19 protein-coding genes and 1 pseudogene are annotated in these 24,174 nt (G+C 70.3%); 13 read left to right on the forward strand and 7 right to left on the reverse strand.

Going from position 1 to position 24,174, the window contains the following annotated elements; all coding sequences use genetic code 11:
* Nucleotides 1–160 precede the first annotated feature (160 nt).
* Genes ACIRG9_RS21065 through ACIRG9_RS21080 form a run of 4 tightly spaced genes read left to right on the forward strand, consistent with a single transcriptional unit; the run spans nt 161 to nt 4,024 of the window.
* Entirely contained in the window at nt 161–1,189 is a 1,029-nt protein-coding gene (locus ACIRG9_RS21065) for an iron-siderophore ABC transporter substrate-binding protein (protein ID WP_402858281.1), read from the forward strand.
* On the forward strand, nt 1,186–2,187 hold the full coding sequence (locus tag ACIRG9_RS21070) for a FecCD family ABC transporter permease (RefSeq protein ID WP_402858284.1): 1,002 nt from the start codon (nt 1,186–1,188) through the stop codon (nt 2,185–2,187). Before ACIRG9_RS21065 ends, ACIRG9_RS21070 begins: the two co-directional genes overlap by 4 nt.
* A gap of 5 nt (nt 2,188–2,192) precedes the next feature.
* On the forward strand, nt 2,193–3,209 hold the full coding sequence (locus ACIRG9_RS21075; RefSeq protein WP_402858780.1) for a FecCD family ABC transporter permease: 1,017 nt from the start codon (nt 2,193–2,195) through the stop codon (nt 3,207–3,209).
* Nucleotides 3,206–4,024, forward strand: coding sequence for an ABC transporter ATP-binding protein (locus ACIRG9_RS21080; RefSeq protein WP_402858287.1), 819 nt, complete (start codon nt 3,206–3,208; stop codon nt 4,022–4,024). Before ACIRG9_RS21075 ends, ACIRG9_RS21080 begins: the two co-directional genes overlap by 4 nt.
* 151 nt (nt 4,025–4,175) lie before the next feature.
* Here ACIRG9_RS21080 and ACIRG9_RS21085 read toward each other — a convergent pair whose 3' ends face one another.
* From ACIRG9_RS21085 to ACIRG9_RS21100, 4 genes and pseudogenes are all read right to left on the reverse strand, one after another.
* On the reverse strand, nt 4,176–4,760 hold the full coding sequence (locus ACIRG9_RS21085) for a DinB family protein (protein WP_402858290.1): 585 nt from the start codon (nt 4,758–4,760) through the stop codon (nt 4,176–4,178).
* Nucleotides 4,761–4,911: 151 nt separating this feature from the next.
* Entirely contained in the window at nt 4,912–6,069 is a 1,158-nt protein-coding gene (locus tag ACIRG9_RS21090; protein WP_402858293.1) for a LacI family DNA-binding transcriptional regulator, read from the reverse strand.
* Nucleotides 6,070–6,075: 6 nt separating this feature from the next.
* Nucleotides 6,076–6,606, reverse strand: coding sequence for a hypothetical protein (locus ACIRG9_RS21095; protein WP_402858782.1), 531 nt, complete (start codon nt 6,604–6,606; stop codon nt 6,076–6,078).
* Nucleotides 6,592–7,365: pseudogene (locus ACIRG9_RS21100) on the reverse strand (exo-beta-N-acetylmuramidase NamZ domain-containing protein); the annotation flags it as partial. The gene ACIRG9_RS21095 and the pseudogene ACIRG9_RS21100, both read right to left, overlap by 15 nt.
* A 131-nt stretch (nt 7,366–7,496) precedes the next feature.
* Here ACIRG9_RS21100 and ACIRG9_RS21105 point away from each other — a divergent pair.
* The 4 genes from ACIRG9_RS21105 (at nt 7,497) to ACIRG9_RS21120 (ending at nt 12,420) form a co-directional block, all read left to right on the forward strand.
* Nucleotides 7,497–9,137: a RecQ family ATP-dependent DNA helicase gene (locus ACIRG9_RS21105; protein ID WP_402858295.1), complete on the forward strand. Its 1,641-nt coding sequence runs from the start codon at nt 7,497–7,499 to the stop codon at nt 9,135–9,137.
* An 80-nt stretch (nt 9,138–9,217) separates the two neighbouring features.
* Nucleotides 9,218–10,453 (forward strand): N-acetylmuramoyl-L-alanine amidase, encoded by a 1,236-nt coding sequence (locus ACIRG9_RS21110; RefSeq protein ID WP_402858298.1) that lies wholly within the window; start codon nt 9,218–9,220, stop codon nt 10,451–10,453.
* 82 nt (nt 10,454–10,535) lie between these two features.
* The gene (locus ACIRG9_RS21115; protein ID WP_402858302.1) at nt 10,536–11,330 is read left to right on the forward strand and encodes a GNAT family N-acetyltransferase; all 795 of its coding nucleotides are present in this window, start codon (nt 10,536–10,538) and stop codon (nt 11,328–11,330) included.
* Nucleotides 11,331–11,502: 172 nt separating this feature from the next.
* Nucleotides 11,503–12,420, forward strand: coding sequence for an NADP-dependent oxidoreductase (locus ACIRG9_RS21120; RefSeq protein WP_402858305.1), 918 nt, complete (start codon nt 11,503–11,505; stop codon nt 12,418–12,420).
* Nucleotides 12,421–12,498: 78 nt separating this feature from the next.
* Here ACIRG9_RS21120 and ACIRG9_RS21125 read toward each other — a convergent pair whose 3' ends face one another.
* The gene (locus ACIRG9_RS21125) at nt 12,499–15,987 is read right to left on the reverse strand and encodes a phosphodiester glycosidase family protein (protein WP_402858308.1); all 3,489 of its coding nucleotides are present in this window, start codon (nt 15,985–15,987) and stop codon (nt 12,499–12,501) included.
* Between the two features lie 347 nt (nt 15,988–16,334).
* Between ACIRG9_RS21125 and ACIRG9_RS21130 the strand changes: the two genes are divergently transcribed.
* Nucleotides 16,335–17,192: a class I SAM-dependent methyltransferase gene (locus tag ACIRG9_RS21130; RefSeq protein WP_402858311.1), complete on the forward strand. Its 858-nt coding sequence runs from the start codon at nt 16,335–16,337 to the stop codon at nt 17,190–17,192.
* A gap of 16 nt (nt 17,193–17,208) precedes the next feature.
* Here the strand turns inward: ACIRG9_RS21130 and ACIRG9_RS21135 are convergent, their stop codons facing one another.
* On the reverse strand, nt 17,209–17,829 hold the full coding sequence (locus tag ACIRG9_RS21135; RefSeq protein WP_402858314.1) for a TetR/AcrR family transcriptional regulator: 621 nt from the start codon (nt 17,827–17,829) through the stop codon (nt 17,209–17,211).
* Nucleotides 17,830–17,985: 156 nt separating this feature from the next.
* Entirely contained in the window at nt 17,986–19,218 is a 1,233-nt protein-coding gene (locus ACIRG9_RS21140) for an acetyl-CoA hydrolase/transferase family protein (protein ID WP_402858317.1), read from the reverse strand.
* Nucleotides 19,219–19,748: 530 nt separating this feature from the next.
* Here ACIRG9_RS21140 and ACIRG9_RS21145 point away from each other — a divergent pair.
* From ACIRG9_RS21145 to ACIRG9_RS21160, 4 genes are read left to right on the forward strand one after another with little or no spacing between them, the layout of a single operon-like run.
* On the forward strand, nt 19,749–20,312 hold the full coding sequence (locus ACIRG9_RS21145; RefSeq protein ID WP_402858320.1) for a 2-oxoacid:acceptor oxidoreductase family protein: 564 nt from the start codon (nt 19,749–19,751) through the stop codon (nt 20,310–20,312).
* Complete coding sequence (gene porA, locus ACIRG9_RS21150; RefSeq protein ID WP_402858323.1) at nt 20,305–21,540, forward strand: pyruvate ferredoxin oxidoreductase; 1,236 nt, start codon at nt 20,305–20,307, stop codon at nt 21,538–21,540. The genes ACIRG9_RS21145 and porA overlap by 8 nt, the downstream gene beginning before the upstream one ends.
* Nucleotides 21,537–22,544 (forward strand): thiamine pyrophosphate-dependent enzyme, encoded by a 1,008-nt coding sequence (locus ACIRG9_RS21155; protein ID WP_402858326.1) that lies wholly within the window; start codon nt 21,537–21,539, stop codon nt 22,542–22,544. The genes porA and ACIRG9_RS21155 overlap by 4 nt, the downstream gene beginning before the upstream one ends.
* Nucleotides 22,541–24,169, forward strand: coding sequence for an NAD(P)-binding protein (locus ACIRG9_RS21160; protein WP_402858329.1), 1,629 nt, complete (start codon nt 22,541–22,543; stop codon nt 24,167–24,169). Before ACIRG9_RS21155 ends, ACIRG9_RS21160 begins: the two co-directional genes overlap by 4 nt.
* Nucleotides 24,170–24,174: the final 5 nt, after the last annotated feature.

A 24,174-nucleotide genomic window follows, 5' to 3' on the forward strand; every position in this document is an offset into this window, starting at 1 on the left:
GCGGTGGTCCATCACAGTAGGAGAGCAGGACGGCGGATGGAAGCGCTCTCCACTCACCTCGACCGGTTCGACGTCTCCGGCGGGGCCGGTTTGATGATCAAGTTAGGTAAGCCTACACTCACTTGCGGCTCCCCACCCTGACACAGAGAGGAACCGCAGCATGGCTGTGAGAACACGCTTCCGGACAGGTTGGATCGCCGGCCTCCTCGCCGGCCTCGTCGCGCTGAGCGCCTGCTCCAGCACCCCTACGAAGGACGATGCCGTCGCCGGCTCGGACACGTTCGAGAAGGTGACCATCAAGCACGCGCTCGGCGAGGCCGTCATCAGCAAGAAGCCCCAGCGCATCGTCGCGCTCGGCCAGGGCTCGACCGAGACGGCGATTGCGCTGGGCACGGTGCCGGTCGGCATCGAGGAGTACGCCTGGGGCAGCGACGAGACCGGCTACCTGCCGTGGATCCACAAGGCGGTCGTCGAACGCGGCAGGGAACTGCCGAAGCAGTTCAAGGGCGGCACCGAGCTCGACATCGAGACCATCGTGGGGCTCGAACCGGACCTGATCCTCGCGCCGTGGTCGGGCGTGACCCAGGAACAGTACGACCTGCTCAAGGACATCGCGCCGACGGTGGCGTACCGGGAGCAGCCGTGGGTGATCACCTGGGAAGAGCAGATCGAGGTGATCGGCCGCGCCATGGGCCAGCAGGCGGACGCCGCGAAGCTGATCGAGGACGTCAAGGGCCAGCTCGCCAAGGCCACCCGACCCGAGTACGCCAACATCACGTTCTCCTACATCTACAACACCGGCCCGGGCACGCTCGGAGTGTTCTTCCCGACCGAGCAACGGGTCGCGATGGTCAGCGCCCTCGGGCTCAAGTTGGACCCGGCCGTCGAAACGCTCCGGAAGTTCGAGGTCAAGGGCACCGACTCCGCGTCGATCGGGCTGGAGAACGCCGACAAGCTCGCCGGCTCCGACCTGATCTTCACGTTCTACACCGACGCCAAGAACCGCGCCGAGATCGAGGCTCAGCCGCTGTACAAGAAGATCCCCGCGGTCGCCCGCGGCTCGGTCGTCGCCCCGACGGACCAGCCGTTCGTGACCGGCTCATCGATCATCAACCCCCTGACGGTGCCGTGGACGATCGAACGCTTCACTCCGCTGATCGACGAAGCCGTCGCGAAGCTCGGCAAGTGAGCCGCGGCGTGAGCCCGGCCCGCAACGGCGCGATCCTCGTGGCGGCCGTCGCCGGGCTCGCGCTCGCCGCGGTGGCGAGTCTCTTCCTCGGCGGCAAGGTCACCGCCCCCGCCGATGTCATCGCGGTGCTGACCGGCAAGCCGGACAGCTACCTGGAGGCGGTCCTGGACGCCCGCTTCTCCCGTACGGTCGTGGGCGCGCTCGTGGGATCGGCGCTCGCGGTCGCCGGCGTCGTGATCCAGGGCATCACCCGTAACCCGCTCGGTGATCCCGGCCTGCTGGGGGTGACATTCGGCGCTTCGGCCGCGGTCGTCACGGCGGCCGCGATCACCGGCTCCGGGTTCGGCGCGGGCTCGGTGTGGATCGCGCTCGCGGGCGCCCTCGCAACAGTGGTCCTGGTCTACGCCGTCGGTGGTCGCTCCGCCTCCGGCAGCGTCGTCGCCCTGCTGCTCACCGGCGCGGTGGTCTCCGCGGTGCTGAGCGCCTACATCCAGATGATGACGCTGACCAGGCCGAAGGTCTTCGACTCGTTCCGGTTCTGGGTGATCGGCGCGCTCAACGGCCGAGAACTCGAGGTCGCTGTCGCCGTCGCCCCGGCGCTGGTCGTGGGGTTCCTGCTGGCGATTGTGCTCGCCCCGTCGCTGAACAACCTCGCACTGGGAGAGGACGTGGCGACCTCACTGGGCACCCCGGTGGCCCTGGTACGCGCCGGGGGCATCCTCGCGGCCGGCCTGCTCAGCGCGGCGGCCACCGCGGCGGTCGGTCCGATCGCCTTCGTCGGCCTCGCCGTGCCGCACCTCGCCCGTTCCGTCGTCGGCCCCGACCACCGCTGGCAGATACCCGTCGCCGCGTTCCTCGGGGCTGCGCTGCTGATCGGTGCCGACACCATCGGCAGGATCGTCGCCCGTCCCGAGGAGATCATGGTCGGGATCGTCACCGCCATCGTCGGCGCACCGTTCCTGCTGCTCGCCGTACGCAGAGGATGGGCCGGCCGTTGACCCTCGTGCTGCGCCTCGGCGCACGGGTGGCCGTCCCGTTTCGCCTGAATGCCCTCGTCTACAGCCTCGCGACGATCCTCGCCATCCTCGTCGCGAGTGCCGCCACGCTGACCATGGGCAGGCTCGGCGTCCCGCTGGCCGAGCTTCCGTCAGCGCTGCTGGGTGGCGCAGAGGGGAAGACCGCGTTCGTCCTCGAACGGCTGCGCGGACCGCGCCTGGCCACCGCGATCCTCGCCGGCGCGCTGCTCGGGCTCTCCGGGGCCCTGTTCCAGACCGTGACCCGCAACCCCCTCGGCAGCCCGGACGTCATCGGCGTGGGCGCCGGAGCCGGTGCCGGCGTCGCCGTGACGTCGCTGTACTTCTCGGGCGTCCCGACGCCGGTCGGCGCGGCGCTCGGCGCGGGAGCCGCGGCGCTGACCATCCACGTCTGCACCGGCAGCGGATTCCGCTCTCCAACCAGGACGATCATCGCCGGCATCGGCGTCGCTGCGGCGGCGTACGCGGTGACGCAATACGTGGTGAGCGCAAAGCTGCGCGACGCGGCAGCCCAACTGGCCGCGTACCTCGTGGGTTCCCTCAACGCCGCGAGTCTGCAGGACGTCCTCGTCACCGGCGGCGCTGTCGCGCTCATCCTGCCTGCCGCGATGACCCTGACCCGCGGCATGCACCTGCTGGAGATGGGCGACGAGACCGCCGCAGGTCTCGGTACCAACCCCGACCGGACCCGGTCCCTCGCGATCACCCTCTCCGTCCTGGCCGCCGGCGCGGCGGTTGCGGCGGCCGGGCCGGTCTCGTTCGTCGCGCTGACCGCGCCGCAGATCGCGAAGCGGATCGTCCGCTCCGCGGACGTCGGCGTTCTCCCCGCCGTCCTGACAGGTTCGCTCCTGCTCGTCGTCGCCGACCTCGCCGCGCAGCAACTCCCGCTCGCCGCCGGGCTGCCCGTCGGCGTCCTCACCCTCGGCGTCGGCGGCATCTACCTCGGCTACCTGCTCCTGAGCGAGCACTCGAAGGGACGGCTATGACCAGCGCCGACAAGGGGCTGCGGCTGCAGGACGCGACGCTCGGCTACGACGGCAGGGTCATCTGCGACCGGCTGACGTTCCACGTGCCCGACGGAGAGTTCACCGCGATCATCGGCCCGAACGGATGCGGCAAGTCCACCCTGCTGAAGGCCCTGGGCCGTACCCTTCGTCCCAGCTCCGGCCGGGTGCTGCTCGACGGAGGCGACATCCGCGCGATGCGCCCCAAGCAGATCGCCCGCCGGGTGGCCGCGCTGCCGCAGCATCCCATCGCCCCCGAGTCACTGCGCGTACGCGACCTCGTGGCGCGAGGACGCCACCCCTACCACTCGGTGCTGCGGCAGTGGATGCCCGGCGACGCGGAGATCGTCGATTCCGCGATGGCCGCGACCGGGGTGACCGACTACGCCGACCAACTGCTCACCGAACTCTCAGGCGGGCAACGCCAGCGGGTGTGGATCGCGATGGTGCTGGCGCAGCAGACCGACTACGTGCTGCTGGACGAACCCACCTCGTTCCTTGATCTGGCGCACCAGATCGAGCTGCTGCACCTGTGTCAGGACATGCGGGCCGACGGCCGCAGCGTGCTCGCGGTACTGCACGACATCAATCAGGCAGCCCGCTACGCGTCGCACCTCGTCGTCATGAAGAGCGGGCGCGTCGTGACGCAGGGACCACCCGAGGAGGTTCTGGAAGCGGGCCTCGTCGCCGATGTCTTCGGGATCGACGGCGTGATCGAACGCGACTCGCAGAGCGGCTCACCCATGATCACCGTACGCTCGCGCCTCGGGGCCCCGCGTCGCGCTGGTGCTCGTTAGGCGACTGAGTCGCGCAGGTACGCGATGAGGATCTTCAGGATCGCCTCGAGATGATCGGTGCGCCCGGTGACTTGGGCATGTCAGGTGGCCGGGGCGCTCGGAAATCGCAAGCCGGTAGGGGAGCTGATGTCAGGCTGCCTGGTATGTCTAATTAGGCCGTGATTGGTGCGGCTGACCTGGCGGCCTGCTCGATCTTCGCGCAGTAGGCTGCACGGGCTTCCTCATCGATCTGCTTCTCGTGTTCGGCGCGCAACCCGGTCCGGCCGTCGAGGCCCTCGCGCAGGATATCGGCATGCCCGGCATGCCGGATGGACTCGCCGAGGACATGGACCATGACGGCGAACAGGTTCGTGTTGAGAAAAGGCTCCGGCCACCACGGCACGTGGCCGGGGGCGTCGAGGGGGAGCTCGTTGATCGTCGCGTCCGAGTGTTCCCACGTGCGCCGGTAGAACCCGACGATCTGATCGCGGGTCTCGTCCTCGGCCGCCCACAGATCGCTGCCGTTGTAGTCCTGCCACCGGGGCAGCGGTTCCGGGGAAGGGCGGTCGAAGACCTCGCCGAAGTACCTGGCCTCGACGGTGGCCACGTGTTTGACCAGGCCGAGGAGGTTGGTCCCGGTCGCTGTCAAAGGCCGGCGGGCGTCGTATTCGGACAAGCCGTCGAGTTTCCAGAGCAGCGCCTCGCGGTCCCGCCGCAGTCTCCCGTGCAGGTTGTCTTTCGCGAATTCAGCGATCATGTGGCATGAGCCTGCCATGGGCTGCTCATGGTCTCAAGATCCCGTCGCTGACCCACGGCCGTTGACCCCCGGTGTAGCTGCAGGGCAGTCGTCGCAGGTTGCGGGTGGCAGAGGTTCCTCGCGAGTAGATCGGAGACCGCCCTCGGCGAGTTCACCCTTCCGATGCTGACGGGTGTGCTGCGCGTGCGGCGGCTGTGAATGCCCGGGTGCTGTCGCGTACGACGAGGTCGACCGGGAACCGCTGTCGGTGGCCCGGTGGCGGACTGCCCTCCAGGAGCAGGCGGGTGGCGGCCACCGCCATGTCCTCGACTGGTAGGCGCATCGTGGTCAGCGGCGGATTGGTGCACACGGCGGCGATGCTGTCGTCGAAGCCGATGATGCTCACATCGTCGGGGACGCGCCGGCCGCTGGCGGTGATGGCCTGGATGGCTCCGGCGGCCATCAGGTCGCAGGCGATGAACATCGCGTCGATGGCGGGGTGCCGCTCGAGCAGCTGCCTGGCGGCGTGGTAACCGCCTTCCCGGTGAAAGTCGCCGTCGGCGCTCACCTCCATCAGGCCGAGTTTCCGGACGGCTTGCAGGTAGCCGGTGCGTCGGTCGATGGCACAGGGGTTGAGTGCGGGTCCGTGGATGGCGGCGATCCGCCGGCGGCCGAGCTGGTGCAGCTGGGTGACTGCGGCGTACGCGCCGCCGATGTTGTCGGCTTCCATGGCGGGAACGGACGACGCGGTGGGCACCATCGAGACGGTGCGGCGGCACCGGCTGTAGAACCGGCTCGCCAGCGCCGGGGTGATGTCGGCGAGGACGGCGCCGAGGGTGGTGCCCGCGGCGATCTCGTCGATCGCTTCGGCGGCCGTCTCATGGCCGACGGCGTGCAGGCGCAGTTGCGCGTTGACGCCTTCGAGGACGGGCATCATTCCGGCCAGGACGCGGCTGAAATACGGGTGCGTCCCGAGCCAGCCGATGCCGGGACCGTAGGTCACCGCGATGACGTCGACGGCGCGTTGGCGGCCGGAGGCCAGGGCTCTGGCGTTCTCATTGGGCTGATAGCCCAGCTCGGCCACGGCCGCATGGACCCGGGTGCGCAGCAGATCGGATGCGCCGGGCGCATTGTTGATCACGCGGGACGCGGTCGCGCGGGACACTCCGGCCACGCGCGCGACATCCTCGATCGTGGGCTTGAACCTGTTCATCGGCCTGCGCTCTCCGTCACGGCACCGTGAGCGCCGCAGCGTCTCGAACCGTAGCCCAGAGAGCGCTCTCGCGGGAAGTGGCTTCGGGCTGCCCGCCTTCACGAACGTGGACGGCAAGGTCGCTCAGTAGAGCAGGTAGGGCCGGCGCTGCCGGTCGAAGGCGGCCAGCTCGTCGGCCCACGCGCCCACCACGTCGGTCACGTCGGCGCCCGCGTCGATCATGGTGCGCAGCCGGGGCGAACCGGTGAGCTTGTCGATCCAGTACGGCCGTTGGGCGTCGCCCGCATCCCACCGCCAGGCGAAGGCCGCGTACTTCCGCGCCTCCACCAGCATCGCTACCCCGGTGCGGATCGGGTCGTACGCGTTCCGGTCCACGACCTTCACCTCGACCCCGGCGCAGAGCTTGTCGAGCAGCGCCGGCTTCTGCCCGGCCGCGGTGGGCGAGAAGTACGCCTCGCGGAACTCGACTCCGGGCAGGTCGCGGGCGTTGAGCCGGTCACTCCAGTGGTAGTCGAAGTCGGAGGCGAGCCCGCCGACCAGCTCGAACGGCCGGCAGGTGCCCCGGCCTTCGGTGATCGACGCGACGCCCTCGAAGAGGCAGGTGCCCGGGTAGACGAGCGCCGTGTCCGTGGTGGGCATGTTGGGGCTGGGCATGACCCAGGGCAGATCGGTGTCGGCCGCCAGCACGTCCCGCTTCCAGTGCCGGCACTGCACGACATGCAGGTCGACCGGGCGTCCCGCCTGGGCGGGCAGGAATTCGGCATTGAAGAAGCGAGCCAGTTCGCCGACGGTCATGCCGTGCTGCTGCACGATTTCCTTCAGCCCGACCCCTGAGGTCTAGGCGGGGGTCATCATCGGGCCGTAGGCCCGGCCGCCGATCGGGTTGGGTCGGTCGAGCACGACGTACCGCTTGCCGACCCGGGCCGCGGCGACCATCGAGGTGTACATCGTCCAGATGTAGGTGTAGAAGCGCGCGCCGACATCCTGGATGTCGAACACGACGGTGTCCGTCCCGGAGCGGGTGAACATGGCCTCCCACGTGGCCTGCGAGGCGCCGTACGCGTCGTAGACGGTGATGCCGGTCCGCGCGTCGGTGCCGGTGCCCTCGCTGCCGCCTGCCTGGGCCGAGCCCCGGAAGCCGTGCTCGGGTCCGAACGCCGCGACCACGTTGACCTGACCCGAGGCGTGCATCAGGTCCACGAGGTGCCGGTACGAGGAGTCGACGCCGGTCGGGTTGGAAATCACCCCCACCTGCTGCCCGCTCAGCTCCCGGAAGCCGGAGCGCACCAGGACGTCCAGGCCAGTCTCGACTCGGCGGATTCCCGGATCGGCGCCGGCGGGCGAACTGGCCAGGGTGCCCGCGAGGGCCCCGGTGACCGCCCCGGCTCCGGCGAGGAAGGTTCTGCGCTCCATCGGGTGCCTCCAAGCAGCTCAGTTCACCGAAACTTAGCTACCACATTGCGACCGGTCAAGGAAAGAAATCTACAGCGGCCTCCCGCGCCCGGCCGGGCGCGCTGCGGATCGAAGACCTAACATGCCCTGCGATGATTTTCATGTTTCGCTCCCTGCGGCTGAGCCGCGCCGCCCGTAGACACTTCGGCTGGCAGAAGCTTCGCCCGGCGCAGCTGCGCGCGATGCGGGCTCTGCTGGCTGGCCGTGACGCCCTCGCTGTCCTGCCCACCGGCGGTGGGAAATCGGCCATTTACCAGGTTCCGGCCACGCTGCTGCGGGGTCCCACGGTGGTGATCTCACCGCTGCTGGCCCTGCAGCAGGACCAGATCGGCAACCTCAACGAGCGGGGCGATCCGGCGCTTCGTGCGGTTCGGATCAGCTCCGCGGAGAGCCCCAGCAAGCAGGCCGCCGCCATGGCCGAGCTGCGTTCGGGCGCCGCGAGGTTCCTGTTCATCACGCCGGAGCAGCTCAGTTCGCCGGAGCGGCTGGCCGAGGTCCGTGCGCTGCGCCCGGCGCTGCTGGCGGTGGACGAGGCGCACTGCATCTCGGCGTGGGGTCACGATTTCCGCCCGGACTATCTGACCATCGGCCACCTCATCCGCGAGATGGGACGGCCGCCGGTGGTCGCGCTGACCGCCACCGCGTCGCCGCCGGTACGCGACGACATCATCGGGCGGCTCGGCATGCACAAACCGCGGCTGATCCTGGGCGGGCTGGACCGGCCGAACCTGTTCGTCACCGCCACGCACTGTCCGAGCGAGGACTATCGCTGGCGCAAGCTTCTCGGCTTCCTGAAGGAGGCCGAACAGCCCGGCATCGTGTATGTGCCGACCCGGCGCGCCGCCGAGGAACTCGCCGAACGGTTGTCCGACGCGGGGTTCCCCGCCGAGGCGTACCACGGTGGCATGGCAGCCGGAGTGCGTCGCCGCCGCCACGAGGACTTCCTCGCCGACCGGGTTCCGATCATGGTCGCCACGTCGGCGTTCGGCATGGGCATCGACAAACAGAACATCCGCTGGGTCGCGCATGTGGCCCTGCCTGACTCACCCGACAGCTACCTGCAGGAGATCGGCCGGGCTGGGCGGGACGGCGGGCCGGCCCGGACGCTGCTGCTCCATCGGCCTGAGGACGTCGCCCTGCAGCGCTTCTTCAGCGGCGGCGCACCTGACCTGGAACAGTTACGAGCGGTCGCAGCCGCCCTGCACGGTGGCCCGATGACACGTAGCGCGCTGGCGAAGGCAAGCGGCCTGGGCCCGCGCAAGCTCGCCAGCTACCTCAGCCTGCTGGAGCAGGTCGGCACGGTGGCAACCGGGCCCAGGGGAGAACTCGCCGTCCCTCGGTACGCGCCCCTGCCGGATCAGGCGGCGCGGCAGGCGCTGGTCGAGTACGCCCGCTATCAGGCCGGACAGCGGTCCCGCACCGACATGATGCGCCGCTTCGCGGAGAGTTCCGGCTGCCGGATGCAATCGCTGCTGGGCTATTTCGGAGAGCAGTTGAGCCGCCCCTGCGGGCACTGCGACAACTGTGCCGGCGGCACGTCGGAGGTGATCCCGGACGACGGCCCGTTTCCGCTGCACAGCAGCGTGCGGCACGCCAAGTGGGGGCTCGGGGTGGTTCTCGGGTACGAGAAGGACCGGATGACCGTGCTCTTCGACGATGTCGGCTACAAGACCCTGTCGGTGCCGGTCGTGCAGGCCCAGGGCCTGCTGACGCGCGAGGTGAAGCGCCGCTGAGGAAGGACCGGGTGTCGGGCCGGCTGCGGTGTTCCACCACCACGGCCGGCCGTTGACTCCCGGCTGTTGAAAATTGCCAGGTGCTGCGGTGGAATAGGCGGAATGTTTCATCATCGATCCTCGCGGATGAAGGTTTCCGTCAGCACAACAGTTGTCGTTGTTCCACACCCTCATGGAGGCAGCGCATGTCAGCTCATCGGCACGAGGTCGATCGTCGCACCTTGTTCAAGGCAGGCCTGAGTACCGGGATCGCGGCGATCGTCGGCACTGAACTCTTCGCGGCGGTACCGGCGGGTGCCGCCCCCAGCGCCATGTTCCCCTGGATCATCGATTGCGACACGTGGGGTGCGCGTCGGCCGTCGGGAACGATTCAGATCACCGGCAACACCACCAACAAGATCATCCTCCACCACATGGCGTTCCCGAACGTCACGGACTACTCGCGCGACCACGCGATTCAACTGGCGCGGGACTGCCAGAACCTGCACATGGACGGCAACGGCTGGGCGGACACCGGCCAGCACTTCACGGTCAGCCGTGGTGGCTACGTGCTGGAGGGCCGCCACAGCAGCCTGCAGACGCTCGACGCAGGCGGGCACCAGGTCATCGCCGCACACTGCCCGGGCGAGAACGGGAACGCGATCGGGATCGAGAACGAGGGCACGTACATCACCGAGACGCCGCCTGAGGCGTTGCTCGACGCGCTGGTGAGGTTGTGCGCCGCGGTGTGCCAGCAGTTCCGGCTGCAGCCATGGGACATCTTCGGCCACTGGGACTTCTACAACACCCAGTGCCCGGGCACCGCCTTCTACCGGTTGTTCCCGACGGTGCGCTCGCGCGTCGCGGCAGCGCTCGGCACCCAACAGTCGGACATCCCGGCACGCCGGTGGCCCGACATCTGGCGCTTCGTCGACGGCCCGGTGGTGCAGGTCGCGCAGTATCTGCTCGCGGATCTCGGATACCTGCTGACCCCGAACGGCGACTTCGGCTACGACATGAATGCCGCCGTGGCCGACTTCCAAGCCAAGCACGGGATTCCGGTCGACCCGGACGCGACCTTCGACGCGGCCACCTGGGAAGCGCTGGTGCCGACGCTCCACAAGGACGCCAGCGGTCTTCCCGTCCAGGCGGTGCAGTACCTGCTCGGCCGCAAGGGGTACGACGACGTCACGGTGAGCGGCGACTTCGACCACAGCACCATGAAGGCGGTCCAGGACATGCAGCGCCTGCACGGCCTGGTACCCAATGGGAAGGTCGACGTGGACACGTGGTGCGCGATCGTCGGCGGCTCGGTCCGTTCGGCATTCCAATACTGAAACGCCGCCTGCTGGCTGGTCTCAGGACCGACCCGGCCCGACCGACGTAGGCGCTGGAGCGCTGACACGGCGGTCGGGCCGGATGTCTCCGGGCGAGGAAAGGAAGCGCTACCCTGTGACGATCGAAACGAATGCCATCGACCGGCTCGTCCTCCTCGCCGAGGCGCCGCTGCGCCAGGCCCGCAACTCCGCCGCTTTCTGGTCCGCGACCGGCCGGGCCCGCGGCCATGAGGTGATCCGCCGCCGTGGTTTCCGCGCGGTCGCCGGTGACGAGCGCGCCGGCCTGCGCGTCCTGATTCAGGAACCAGACCTCGGCGCCGACGAGGTGGCCGAGATCACCGAACTGGCGAGCCGTGCCGCCGGCCCGGTGGATGCCGAGGACCCGTTCAGCTCGACCGATCTGAGTCATCTGGACATGCGTAGCTGGCAAATGCCGGTGATGCTGCGCCAGCCCAGCCCAGTGGCCCAACCGGCGATGGACGTGAGCCGGGCGCGGAACGAGGAGGATCTGTGCGCGGCCGAACGTGCCGTGATCGCAAGCTTCGAGCTGGCCAGGTTCCTGCCCTATCGGGACGGCGAGATGTTCCCCATGGCCCTGATCGAGCAGCCGGGTGTGGACGTGTTCGTCGCGCGTCTCGACGGCGAGGTCGCCGGGGCCTGCGTCACCGTCATGGCGAACGGGTTCGGCAGCCACTACTGGGTTGGAACCCTGTCGGCGTTCCGTTCCCGTGGCGTGGGGCGGGCGGTCATGCTGGGCTCCCTCGCCCACCTGGTGGACCGGCCGGTCACGCTCACCGCTTCGCGGTTGGGCAGGCCGCTGTACGAGTCCCTCGGCTTCAGCGTCGCGGCGGCGTCGACCTGGTGGTCGTCCCGCTGACGCTCGGGCCCTCAGGCCGGCACCCACACGGCCGCGATGCGCGCACTGGCGTCTCGCCCGTGACTGGGGACGCGTGACGATGTTGTGACCAGTAACCCGGCGGTAGTCCTGAAGGGCTTCCGGCACCTTTCGTTTGTGGTCGGCTTCGATCCATACTGGACGCGTGTATGGCGTGATCGTCGCGGCGCTTGGCGGACCCGAGTGCCTGCAGGTGGCCGAGTTGCCCGATCCGGTGGCGCGACCGGGCCAGGTTGTGGTCCGGGTGCAGGCGGTGTGTGTGCAGCCGGCCGACATCGGAGCCCGCATCGGGATGATCCCCGGCGGTCCGGTGCCACCGCCCTTCCTTCTCGGCTGGGACATCGCCGGCGAGGTGGCCTCGGTCGGCCCCGATGTCAGCGAGTTCCGGTTGGGTGACCGCGTCGTCGGGATGATCCCCTGGTACCTGACCCGGGGCGCGCCCGGTGGATACGCGGAGTTCGTCGCGGCGGACGCGGATTGGCTTGTCCCACTGCCAGACGGGCTTGACGTCGTGCCCGCCGCCACGGTGCCACTCAACGCGCTCACCGCGCATCAAGCCCTGTCGCTGTTGTCGCTCGAGGATCCCTCCACGGTGCTTGTCACCGGTGCGAGCGGTGGCGTCGGTGGGTTTGCCACCCAGCTCGCTGCCCGGCGGGGCCACCGCGTGCTCGCGGTCGCCAGCGACGACGACGAGGCGTGGGTCGGCGGTCTCGGCGCGGCCGAGGTGATTCCGCGCTCGGCCGACCTGGCCTCGATCGGGCCGGTGCCCGTCGTGCTGGACGCGGTGCCGATCGGCGAGGCGGCGGCCACCGCCGTTGCGGATGGCGGCGACATCGTGGCCACCCGGCCCACGCCACCCACCGACCCGGGCCGTGGCGTGCGCCAGCACCTCCAGCTCGTCAGCCTGGATCGGGAACTGCTGGCCGAACTGGTGGGGCAGTTGGCCGCGGGGAAGCTGCGCACGCGGGTCGCGGCGACGATGCCGCTCACCGAAGCGGCAGAGGCGCACCGGCTCGTAGCGGCGGGCGGCCTGCGCGGCAAGATCGTGCTGACCTCCGGCCACGCAACCTAGCGCGTTGGAAGACGCCGGGGTGGACGCACCCGCGTCCACCCCGGCGCTTTCACGGTGTCGTACGGTTTCGCTGGGCAGTCACTTCATGCCGTCGCCGAACGGCACGACCTGGATGGTCTTCGAGGTCGTGATCGGCGCGAGCGAGCCGTCGTCGGTGTAGGCGCGCATCGAGTCGTTCGTCACCGATACGGTCACCGAGCCTGGGCGCAGCGCGGTGAGCGTCCGGGTCTGCGGGTCGAGGATCGCGACCCTGCCTTCGCGGCGGGCTGCGTCGATGGCCGCCTTCCCGCTGCCGATCGCCAGGGTGGACGAGCCGCTCCAGTCGACCGACATCGGGTACCGCAGCGGCACCACGCGCGTACCCGTCGACACGCCTTCGGGCTGCACGATACTGCCCGAGAGCTGCGCCGTCGTGCTCACCTCGAGCGAGTCCGGAGTGTTGAGCGTGATGGACTGCGCGAAGGCGCGCACGTCGGCCTCGAGCCACTGCTGGTTCGCGTTGCGCAGCGAGTCGACAGACCAGTGCACCCACCCGGTGAAACCGCCGCGGTCCGGCGTGCCGTACGGGTTCTTGCCGGACGACGGCAGCACCGTGTACGGGACGCCCTCGACGCGGTGGACGTTGGCGATCTGGGCGTGGGATCCGACCATCGCGGCGCCCTTGCCCGTGGCGCCACGGAAGTCGGTGAGCAGCTTCTCGATGAGCGCGACCTCGTCGCGGTCGCCGAGCTGGCTGGACTTCGCCTCGTCGGGGTCATCCACCGGGTGGTGGGCGAACACCAGGACGTTCTGCACCGACTTGTCGTTCGTGGCGTCGTCGAGCGCCTTCTGCATCATCGGGAGCTGGTCCCACGCCGTCCCGCGCAGCGACCCGAGGGCGCTGGCAAGCAGGATGAACCGGGTGCCCTTGTGGTCGAACGTCCGGTACGGCCGGCCGAACTCCCTGGTGAAGTTCGTGAGGTCGGACTGGACGTTGTTGAGGCCGTAGGACTCGTGGTTGCCCGGCACGTAGTAGCAGGGGACCGAGCCGGTCGGGTCCGGGGTGCTGTCCTTGGCCGGCTCCTGGCCGACCGGGACGAGGTCGCACCCGGCGTCGGTGAGCACCTGGCGGGCAAGCGTCAGGTCCTGCGGCAGGCCACGGTCGGTGATGTCGCCGTTGAGGACGATCAGGTCCGGCTCGGTCGTGCGGATCCGCTTGATGGCGGCCGTGGCGACCTGGGACAGCGCCGGGTTGTCGGCGGTGAACTGCACGTCGGACAGCGTGGCGAACTGCCACGTGCTGGGACCCTGGAGCAGCGAGCCGTCGTCGGAGACGAGGGGGTCGGGCTGCGGGTCGGGCTGGGCGGGCAGGTCGATGGACGTCGGGACGTCAGCCTCGATGCGGTCCAGGACGAACGTGCCCGCCTTCTGCTGGGCGACGTTTGTGTTGATGCCCTGGAAGCTTGAGATCGAGATCGGGTACGCCGTGTTGGCCGGCAGCGTGAACGTCGCGTACTGCCAGTCATTGCTCGCGGTGAGGGCGGTGCCGTACACCCCGTTGCCCTTGCCGGTCGCGTCGTAGTAGCCCACGTAGGTCAGACCGCTCGGCACGTTGATGCTCGACTTGATCCGCATCCGCAGGCTCAGCGGCTGGCCGGGCACCTGGACGCGCTGGGCCGCAGACTTTGCCGCGATGCCCACGTTGCGCATCGCGTCGAAGTCGATCCGCAGGCCGTCGGGGTCCACCGAGAACTTCGTCGCCGCGGTGCTGTTGTTGCCCCAGCGGCCGAGCACGTCGTCGTCGAAGTCGTACACCGTCCTGGTCTGAACGCCGATCGTGATCGGGAGCTGGACCGACCTGCCGGCGACCGAGACGGTGAGGATCGTGCCCGCGTTGGTGAGCGGGGTGATCTTCAGCTTGCCGTTGGCGGGCTGGATGTCGATGACGCTGTGGTCGTAGGCGAGCGAAAGGTCCCGCGGATCGATCGGGGCCGTGTAACCCTGGTCGTCGCGGCCGGTCACGGAGATGGTGACCGCGGCGGCGGGCGTCGCGTCGGCGATCGACAGGCGCTTGGACGACAGCTCGACGCTGGTGACCGGGCCGAGGACCGTGACCTTCTCGTGCGCCACGTGGCCGTTGGGCAGCTGCGCCTTGACGTTGATCGGGTCACGCTGCTTGTCCGGTGCCGCGAGTACACCGGCCGTGACGGAGGCTCCGGATCCGGACCACCGCACGGACGTCGGGTCGACCGTCACCGGCGTCTGGTGGTCGTCGATGCCCTCCGCGACGAGCGCACGGTGCTGACCCGGGAAGACCTTCACGCCGCCATCGGCCGACGCCGCACCCGGCGCGGGTTTGATGAGGAGCTGGTGCAGCTTGCCGTCGCCCTTCGCGACGAACACGCCCACGCCGTTCGGGTCGTTGCGCTCGGCGCCGTCGGACGGGACGTTGCGGACGGTCGCGTTGTCGTCTCCGAGCGCGCGGGCGACCATCGTGGTCGAACCGCCGCCGTCGAGGTTGACCGCGGTCTGCACGCCCATCGCGGCGAGGTCACGCGCCTCCCTGTCGATCCCGACGCCGCCCTTGCCGGTGCCGCCCGGGCCGTCCCAGGTGGCGAGCACGAGCGTGTGACCGCCGTCCTTGAAACCGAGCGCGGTGCGCGGGGCGATCGACGTGGTGAGGCCGGGGACGACCTGCCCGCCGGAGACGATGGTGCCGCCGTCGCCCAGCGCGAACTTCATCGTCTTGGCGACGTCGTCGGTGAGCGCGTAGCTGAGCTTCACCGGGTCGCCGGGCTGCAGCGCGCGGATCGCGGCCGCCGCGGCGCCGCGCCCTACGAGCACGAAGCCTTCGTCCGGGATGCTCCCCGAGCCGGCGGGACCATTCGGCGTGACCGACACGACCGAGCCGTTCTCGACCAGGACCTCGGCGATCTGGTCGTTGGCCACGCCCGTCAGGCCTCGGTTGCGGCTGTACGTGCCCCACGCGGACGTGAACGCGATGAGGCCACCCGCGGGGACCCCGCCGCCGTTCGCGGCGTTGATCGACAGAACCTTGTGGTCCGCGCCCGCGAAGTAGGCGGTCGCGTCGACCGTGAGGTCCACGAGCTGGGCGATGCCGTCCTTGCTGACGCCGACGTGCGGGCGGCCGCCGACGTCGGCGGTCTTGCGGAGCTGGCCGTTCTGGATCTCGCCACCGAGCGCCGCGTTGGAGTTGCCGATGTCGAAGAACTCGCCGTTGACGCCCGCGACGGCGCCGGCTTTGTTGGCGGCGGCGCTGAGCGGCCCGGCGGACGCGACCGGTCCGGAGGTCAGCAGGTCGGTGCTGACCGCGCTGTTGGACAGGTCCACGGTCAGGAACTGCGCGTCATACCAACCCTTCTCGTCCAGCGCCTTCACGTGCTGCAGGCTGATCCCCGGGCCGAGCTTCTCGACCGTGTTGATCAGGGGGATTCCGCCGGTGACCGGCGCGGGCTGACCCGCGACCGCAGGCTGACCTGCGTCCGCGTATGCGGGGGTCGGCAAGGCGGCCAGCGTGGTCGCCGCAGCGAACGCCACCAGCAGTGGCCTCGTACACCGATGCTTCAAGATCATCAACCTCATAGGAGCCTCTCAGGAGACGAAACGGAGGTAGCGCGGCCCACGCTCGATCAAAAAGATCAACTCGGAAACACCGATGACGGCATCAAGAGCAGGCGATGAACCCCGGCGAAATAGGCGGAGCCGCCGGTCGACGTCAGTCCCGGGCGTTGGAGTCAACCGCCGGGTGAGTTGAGGCACGGCCGGATGCAAGTAAGACAGCCGTGTTCGGGTTGGTGTATCGTCGGAACTCGTACACCGCAGTTCAAATTAGCCCCGAGGTCGGTGACGAGCCGGCGCGGACGCAACCCGCGCCCAACGGCAAAGTCCGACGGGGCACACCAGGGGAGGCTCCTTTGGACAACATCGCCAACACCGAGCAGGCCCAAGCCTGGAACGGATACGAGGGCCAGTACTGGGCCGACCATCCGGAGCACTGGGACGCGGTGGCCGGTGAGCTCAACGTCCCGTTGTTCGGCGCCGCGACCATCGACTCGGCGGATCGCGTTCTCGACATCGCCTGCGGCAACGGGCAGACCACCCGGCTGGCCGCCGGCCTGGCCTCACGCGGACACGCGCTGGGGGTCGACCTGTCCGGGCCGATGGTGGCGTGCGCCCGGGCCATCGCGGCGACGGAAGGCGTCGCCAACGTGCGCTTCGACCAGGGCGACGCTCAGGTGTACCCGTTCCCCCGAGGTGAGTTCGACGTGGCCATCAGCCGCGGCGGGATGACCTTCTTCATCGACCCGGTCGCCGCGCTGGCCAACGTCGCGAGCGCCTTGCGGCCCGGTGGCCGGTTGGCCTTCGTCTGCCTGCGGGAAATGGCCCACCAGGAGTGGTTCACCGTCCTCACGTCGCCGCTGCTCGGCCGGACACCCGAGCCCAACACGGCCGACCCGTACGCGCCCGGCATGTTCTCCCTGACCGACGCCGACCGGATACGCGACGTTCTCGGCCGAGCGGGCTTCGCGCACATCACCGTGGCTCCCGTGGAGGTGCCGATGCTGTTCGGGCCGGACGCGAACAGGGCCGCGGAAATGCACCTGGGCACCGGCCCGGTCCGGTATCACCTGCGCGATGCCGACGGTGCGATCGAAACCCGGGCGCTGCGAGCGGTCACGGCCGCGCTCCGGCCGTTCGAGCAACCTGACGGAGTCCGGCTGCGGGGCGCGTACTGGCTCGTCAGCGCGGTACGAGTGGGCCAGCCGTCGTGACAGCCCGGCCCGTCAACTATCGAGCGCGGACCTTCGCTCCGGGTGGAGTGAAGGCGGCGAGCAGCGTGGCCGCGATGAGGTCCGGGACCTGGTCGACCTTGACGCGGCCGGCGGCGGCGTCCTCGGCCGCGGCGTGCATGAGACTGAACACGGTCGTGAGCAGCCAATGCTTCGGCAGGTCCGTGCGGAACGCTCCGGTGCGCTGCCCCCGTTCGACAACGGACCGGACGCGACCGAGGATGCGGTCGTGTATCCCGCGGATGCGTTCGGCGGGGAGCTCCCGCTGCGCGGCCAGCAGAATGTTGCGGAACTGGTCCACGATCTGCCACGAGGACGCCACCAGGCGGGTGAGCGCCTCGACGGGATCGCCGGTCGTGTCGGTGGCGTCGAGGATCCGGTCGGCCCGCTGGATGGTGCGTACGAGGGCGGCGTCGATCAGATCGGCGCGGGTCTTGAAATGACCGTAGAGGGTGACCCGCCCGACGCCCGCGGCCGCGGCGACCTCCACCACGCTCACCTCGGGGTCGCGGGCAAGGCAGGCCACGGCCGCGTCGAGGATGGCCTCGACATTGCGGCGGGCGTCCGCGCGCTGCGCTCGTGGAGCCGAGCTGCGTCCACCCTCCGACGGCGTCGCCACGTTCCCTACTCCCGCCACGAGGTGCTCTAGTCGTACATCGCAGTTCAGATTAACGTACGCCGCCCGCGTGGACCTCGGCGGTGGCCGGCTCCGCCTGGACGTCTGACCTTCCGGGGGCCGGGCGGACCCGGCCACCGCGTTCCTGGGCAGCTGTCGTCACCGCAGCGTCAGGCCCAGCTCCCGTCCGGCCCCGCGCAGCCCGTCCCGGGCGGCCGGGTGCGCGGCATGGTCGAGGATCTGCTGGGCCTGGCCCAACGCGTCGCGGCCCCAGATCTCGGCGACGCCCTGCTCCGTGACGATGTAGCTGTGCTGGAACGACGTGACCGGCCCCGACAGGAGTGGAACCACCGAGGACACGTTGGCCTTCGGGTGCCACGACCGTAGCGCGATGATCGCGTGCCCGCCCGGGGAGTGCATGGCCCCGACGATGAAGTCGGTCTGCCCGCCGAAGCCCGAGTGCACGCGCGTGCCGACCCGGCTCGCGTTGGCCTGCGCGAACAGATCCACCTGCAGGGCGCTGTTGACCGACATCAGATTCGGGTGCGCCGCGATGGCGCGCGGATCGTTCGTCCTCTCGGTGCGCAGCATCCGTACCCGAGGATTACGGTCGATCCAGTCGTAGAGCTCCGCGGAGCCGAAGCAGAAGGAGGCGGTGACCGGCGTGTCCACATCGAGGCACCCGTCCTTCTCCAACGCCAGGACGCCGTCGCTGAACATCTCCGACCAGATCCGGAGGCCGCGGCGGTCCGCCAGCGCGTGCAGCGTCGCGTCCGGGATCGCGCCGATGCCCAACTGCAGCGTCGCCCGCTGCGGGACGAGTCCCGCGACCCGCTCGCCGATCCCCGCGTAGACCCCGTCGATCGGGTTGGGATGGTGTTCGACCAGCGGCTCGTCGACCTCGATGAGATAGTCGATCGCGTCCAGGTCGACGACCGCATCGCCGTAGGTCACCGGCATGGCCGCGTTGGCCTGCGCGATCACCAGACCGCCGCGCGCCCGGGCCGCCTCGATCGCCGCCGGCAGGATGTTCACCTCGACGCCGAGGCTCACGGCTCCGTTGAACGGCCGGGAGGTGTGCACCACCACGATGTCGGGCGGCAACCGGTCCCGCAACAGGTAGGGCACGAGCGAGAGCCGGCACGGGAAGTACGCCAACCGCGGGTGAGCCCGCATGGCCGGCCCGATGAACGCGGTCTCGTATGCGACGCCGTCGCGGTCGGGAATGCCGGGCTGCGCGTTGAGCATGAACAGGCGGTATTCCGCCAGCGCGCGGTCAAGTATCCGCAGCGCCGACAGCGGCGCGGCGTAGTTACCGCCGGCCACCACCCGGGGCGCGCCCGCGATCTTGCCCAACGCCCTACCGAGCTCGGCCTCGGTCACCACTCGCATGGCGTCTACCGTCCTCTCCCCGGCCCCGACGCGCCGAGTCACCACACCAAGATCCGCGACCTGACTGGCCCCGGGTAGGGCCGAAGGTCCAGGGACCTGTCCCACGGCGGCGCGGGCTGACAGCGCAGAGTTGGGCCTGCGCCGCCCTCGATCTCCCTCGGTCCGGTCGCGGCGAACTGGTTCGGGACGAAGGTCTCCCCCGAATGGGACCAAACGCCCTGGGAGCCGGTCCGCGAAGCGGCGAATCTGGACTCAGACGCCCACCGGCGAAGAGGGGACAACCCTCGGGCAGCAGGGAACTGGGACGGCGGTCCATGGATCGCGAGACCCACCATCGCCAAGATGGGATACCCGCGCCCGGCGCAGAGCCCGCCGGTGGGCGTCTTCACGACCCCGCCGCGCCGACGACCGGATTCGTCGGGACCGGCTTTGGTCCCGGTCAGGGGAGTCTTTCGGCCCCTGATCTGACGGTCCGATGCGACGAAGCTTGGCCGTAAAGACATCTCCCAAGGCGCAGGAGAGGTGGCCAGGTGTTCGGCGTACGAATTCAGGGACGCGGCGGGCAGGGTGTGGTGACCGCCGCCGAACTGCTGTCGGTCGCCGCCTTCGCGGAGGGGCGGCACGCGCAGGCAATTCCCAGCTTCGGCTCGGAGCGGACCGGCGCGCCGGTGACGGCCTTCTGCCGCGTCGACACACGCCCGATCCGCACCCACGACCCGATCGCCACCCCCGACTGCGTGATCGTGCAGGATCCCACGCTGCTGCCGCACGTGGACGTCCTGGCCGGACTGCGTCCGGGCGGTTTTGTTCTGGTCAACTGGGTTGGCCCAGTGGATCAGCTCGGACTGGAACCGCGTCCGAACACCGTCACGGTCGCCGCCACGGATCTCGCCCTACGCCACATCGGCCGGCCGGTGCCCAACGCGGCGCTGCTCGGCGGGTTCGCCGCCCTCACCCGGCAGGTTCGGTTGGCGTCGGTGCTCACCGCGATCCGGCAGCGGTTCCCGGCGCCGCTCGCCGCCGCCAACGTCGCGGCGGCACAGGCCGCGTACGACCTCGTCCGGGCCGAGTGTGAGGAGCGGCAGGATGCGTAGACAGATCGAGGGCTCCCGGGCGGTCGCCAAGGCCGTCGCACTGTGCCGGCCGCGGGTGATCCCCGCCTACCCGATCTCGCCGCAGACCCACATCGTCGAGGCGCTCAGCGCACGGGTGGCGGCAGGCGTGCTCAAGCCGTGCGAGTTCATCAACGCCGAGAGCGAGTTCGGCGCGATGTCACTGGCGATCGGGGCCTCCGCGGCCGGCGGACGTGCCTACACCGCGACGGCCAGCCAGGGCCTGCTGTTCATGGCCGAGGCGCTCTACAACGCCGCCGGCCTCGGACTGCCGATCGTGATGACGGTGGCCAACCGGGCGATCGGTGCTCCCATCAACATCTGGAACGACCACAGCGACGCGATGAGCCAGCGCGACTCGGGTTGGGTGCAGCTCTACGCGGAGAGCAACCAGGAGGCGGTCGACCTGCACCTGCTGGCCTTCCGGTTGGCCGAGGAACTGTCGCTGCCGGTGATGGTGTGCATGGACGGGTTCGTGCTCACCCACGCCGTCGAGGCCGTCGACCTGCCCGACCAGGCCGACGTTGACGCGTTCCTGCCGCCGTACCAGCCGCGTCAGGTCCTCGATCCGGCCGATCCGGTGTCCATCGGCGCCATGGTCGGCCCCGAGGCGTTCACCGAGGTGCGCTACCTGGCGCACGTGCGGCAGGTGGAGTTGCTCGACCGGCTGCCGCACCTGGCGGGAGAGCTGGCGGCCGTGACCGGTCGGCAGGTCGGCGCCGTCAGCCCGTACCGGTGCGACGACGCGGAGACGGTCGTGGTGGCGCTCGGCTCCGTTCTGGGCACCCTCAAGGACACCGTCGACGAGCTGCGCGACGAGCGCGTACCGGTCGGCGTCCTCGGCGTCACCGCGTTCCGGCCGTTCCCGTTCGAGGCCGTGGCGACCGCGCTGGCCGGCGCCCGCAAGGTCGTGGTGCTGGAACGCGCGTTCGCGACCGGCGTCGGCGGGATCGTCACCGCCGACGTCCGCGCCGCCCGGCCCGGCACCGCCTGCCACACCGTGGTGGCCGGGCTCGGCGGCCGCCCGGTCACCTCCGCGTCGCTGCGCGGCATGCTGCTCGACGCCGTGGCCGGCCGGCTCGAACCCCTGACCTTCCTGGACCTGAACCGGGAAGTGGTCGACCGGGAGCTGACCCGCGCGGCGGCCACCCGCCGGTCCGGGCCGACCGCCGAGAACGTCCTGCACGATCTGCGAGGAGGCGCGCGATGAGCGGGCAACCCACGCTCTTTTACCAGGTAGGCACATTCGCCGTCGGCAACCGGCTGCTGGACCCCGCGATGCGTTCGGGCCAGGCCAACCCGGACCGGGCCAACGCGCTCACGTCGGGGCACCGGGCCTGCCAGGGCTGCGGCGAGGCGCTCGGCGCCCGGTACGTGCTGGACGCCGCGATGCGGGCCACCGGCGGCAAGCTCGTCGTGGTGAACGCGACCGGCTGCCTGGAGGTGTTCTCCAGCCCGTACCCGGAGACGTCCTGGCGGGTGCCCTGGCTGCATTCGCTGTTCGGCAACGCCCCGGCGGTCGCCGCCGGTGCGGCGGCCGCGCTGCGTGCTCAGGGCCGCGACGACGTCCGGATCCTCGGCCAGGCCGGCGACGGCGGCACCGTCGACATCGGACTGGGCTGCCTGTCGGGGATGTTCGAACGCAACGACGACGTGCTCTTCGTTTGCTACGACAACGAGGCGTACATGAACACCGGCGTGCAGCGTTCCGGGGCCACCCCACCGGCCGCGCGCACCGCGACCACCCCCGCCGTCGCCGACCAGCGTGGCAACCGGTTCGGCCAGGGCAAAGACCTGCCCGCGATCGCGATGGCCCACCGCATTCCGTACGTGGCGACGGCCAGCATCGCCGATCTGCGCGACCTGGAGGCCAAGGTGGCGCACGCGATGAGCGTGCGCGGCGCGCGCTACCTGCACGTCCTGGTGCCGTGCCCGTTGGGCTGGGGCACGGCGTCGTGCGACACCGTCCGGGTGGCCCGACTGGCCACCGAGAGCGGCCTCTTCCCGGTCTTCGAGGCCGAGCACGGCTCGGTGACCGGCGTGCGCCGCATCCGCCACCGTGCACCCGTGGAGGAGTACCTGCGGCTCCAGACCCGCTACCGGCATCTCTTCGAGCCGATCCGGCGCGACGACGTGCTCGACGCGATCTCCGCCATCGCCGAGGACAACATCCAGCGCTACGGACTGCTCGATCACCCGGAGGTGCGGTCATGACGGACCTGCCGTTCGCGATCACGCTCGGCGTCGGGTCGAGCCTGGCCAACCACACCGGCAGCTGGCGGGTGGAACGCCCGGAGTACGTGGCCCGCCGGCCGCCGTGCGCGGACGGCTGCCCGGCGGGGGAGGACCCGCAGCGCTGGCTGTACCGGGCCGAGGAACGCGGCTACGAGGCGGCCTGGCGGGAGATCATGACCGTCAACCCGTTCCCGGCGATCATCGGTCGGGTCTGCTACCACCCCTGTGAGAGTGCCTGCAATCGCGGCCAGCTCGATGAGCCGGTCGGCATCAACGCGGTGGAACGGTTCCTCGGCGACGAGGCGATCCGGCGGGGCTGGACGGTCACCGGCGACGTACCGCCGACCGGGCACCGGGTGCTGATTATCGGGGCTGGGCCGGCGGGACTGTCCGCCGCCTACCACCTGCGGCTGCTCGGTCACGACGTGACCGTGCGCGACTCCGGTGAGGAGCCGGGCGGGATGATGCGCTACGGCATCCCCGCCTACCGGCTGCCCCGCGACATCCTCGACGCCGAGATCGCCCGCATCGTCGAGCTCGGCGTGCGGTTGGACCTGCGCCACACCGTGACCGACCTCCGGGCCGAGGCCGCCGGCTTCGACGCGGTGTTCGTCGCGGTCGGCGCGCAGCTCGGCCGGCGGATCGACATCCCGGCGGGCGACGGTGCCCGGGTGCTCGACGCCGTCACGATGCTGCACGACGTGGCCGGCGGGCAAGCGCCCCAGCTCGGCCGCCGGGTCGTCGTGTACGGCGGCGGCAACACCGCCATGGACGCCGCCCGCTCGGCCCGCCGGATCGGCGCCACCGACGCCGTCGTCGTCTACCGCCGCACCCGTGACCGGATGCCCGCCCACGAGGTGGACCTGAACCAGGCCCGCGAGGAAGGCATCACGGTTCGCTGGCTGTCGACGCTCACGCAGATCGACGGCGAACGGGTCCGGGTGGAGAAGATGCGCCTGGACGACAACGGATTCCCGCAGCCCACCGGCGAGTACGAGGACCTGCCCGCGGACGCGGTCGTGCTTGCGGTCGGGCAGGAGGCCGACCTGTCGCTGCTCCGCGGCGTCGACGGCGTCGAGCTGGACGGTGGCCGGGTCCGCGTCGGACCCGACCTGATGACGGGCCGTCCCGGCGTCTTCGCCGGCGGCGACATCATCAAGGCCGAGCAGACCGTGACGAACGCGATCGGTCAGGGCCGGCGTGCCGCATCCGCCATCGACGCGTACCTGCGAGGGCGCCCGACCCCGCCAGTGCCGTCCTCCGCGCCGGCCACCTTCGACCGGCTCAACACCTGGTACTACGCCGACGCCCCCGCCGCCGTCACGCCCCGGCTGGCCGCGGCCCGGCGAGTGTCGACCTTCGACGAGGTGATCGGCGGGCTGGACGAGTCGACCGCGTTGTTCGAGGCCCGCCGCTGCCTGTCGTGCGGCAACTGCTTCGAGTGCGACAACTGTTACGGCGTCTGCCCGGACAACGCGATCCGCAAGCTCGGGCCGGGCCTCGGCTTCGAGATCGACTACGACTACTGCAAGGGCTGCGGCCTGTGCGTCGCGGAGTGTCCGGCGGGCGCCATGGAGATGGTGCCCGAGCAGGCCCGGCGGTGAGGAGA

The sequence above is a fragment of the Micromonospora sp. NPDC093277 genome (genome assembly GCF_044765245.1).
In the GTDB taxonomy this organism is placed as follows: Bacteria; Actinomycetota; Actinomycetes; order Mycobacteriales; family Micromonosporaceae; genus Micromonospora.

Excerpts from the sequence above, each read along its gene's own strand:
- ACIRG9_RS21065 (WP_402858281.1), top strand. The coding sequence starts at position 161 with ATGGCTGTGAGAACACGCTTCCGGACAGGTTGGATCGCCGGCCTCCTC.
- ACIRG9_RS21080 (WP_402858287.1), top strand. The coding sequence starts at position 3,206 with ATGACCAGCGCCGACAAGGGGCTGCGGCTGCAGGACGCGACGCTCGGC.
- ACIRG9_RS21085 (WP_402858290.1), bottom strand. The coding sequence starts at position 4,760 with ATGATCGCTGAATTCGCGAAAGACAACCTGCACGGGAGACTGCGGCGG.
- ACIRG9_RS21095 (WP_402858782.1), bottom strand. The coding sequence starts at position 6,606 with ATGCCCAGCCCCAACATGCCCACCACGGACACGGCGCTCGTCTACCCG.
- ACIRG9_RS21105 (WP_402858295.1), top strand. The coding sequence starts at position 7,497 with ATGATTTTCATGTTTCGCTCCCTGCGGCTGAGCCGCGCCGCCCGTAGA.
- ACIRG9_RS21115 (WP_402858302.1), top strand. The coding sequence starts at position 10,536 with ATGTCTCCGGGCGAGGAAAGGAAGCGCTACCCTGTGACGATCGAAACG.
- ACIRG9_RS21140 (WP_402858317.1), bottom strand. The coding sequence starts at position 19,218 with ATGCGAGTGGTGACCGAGGCCGAGCTCGGTAGGGCGTTGGGCAAGATC.
- porA (WP_402858323.1), top strand. The coding sequence starts at position 20,305 with ATGCGTAGACAGATCGAGGGCTCCCGGGCGGTCGCCAAGGCCGTCGCA.
- ACIRG9_RS21155 (WP_402858326.1), top strand. The coding sequence starts at position 21,537 with ATGAGCGGGCAACCCACGCTCTTTTACCAGGTAGGCACATTCGCCGTC.
- ACIRG9_RS21160 (WP_402858329.1), top strand. The coding sequence starts at position 22,541 with ATGACGGACCTGCCGTTCGCGATCACGCTCGGCGTCGGGTCGAGCCTG.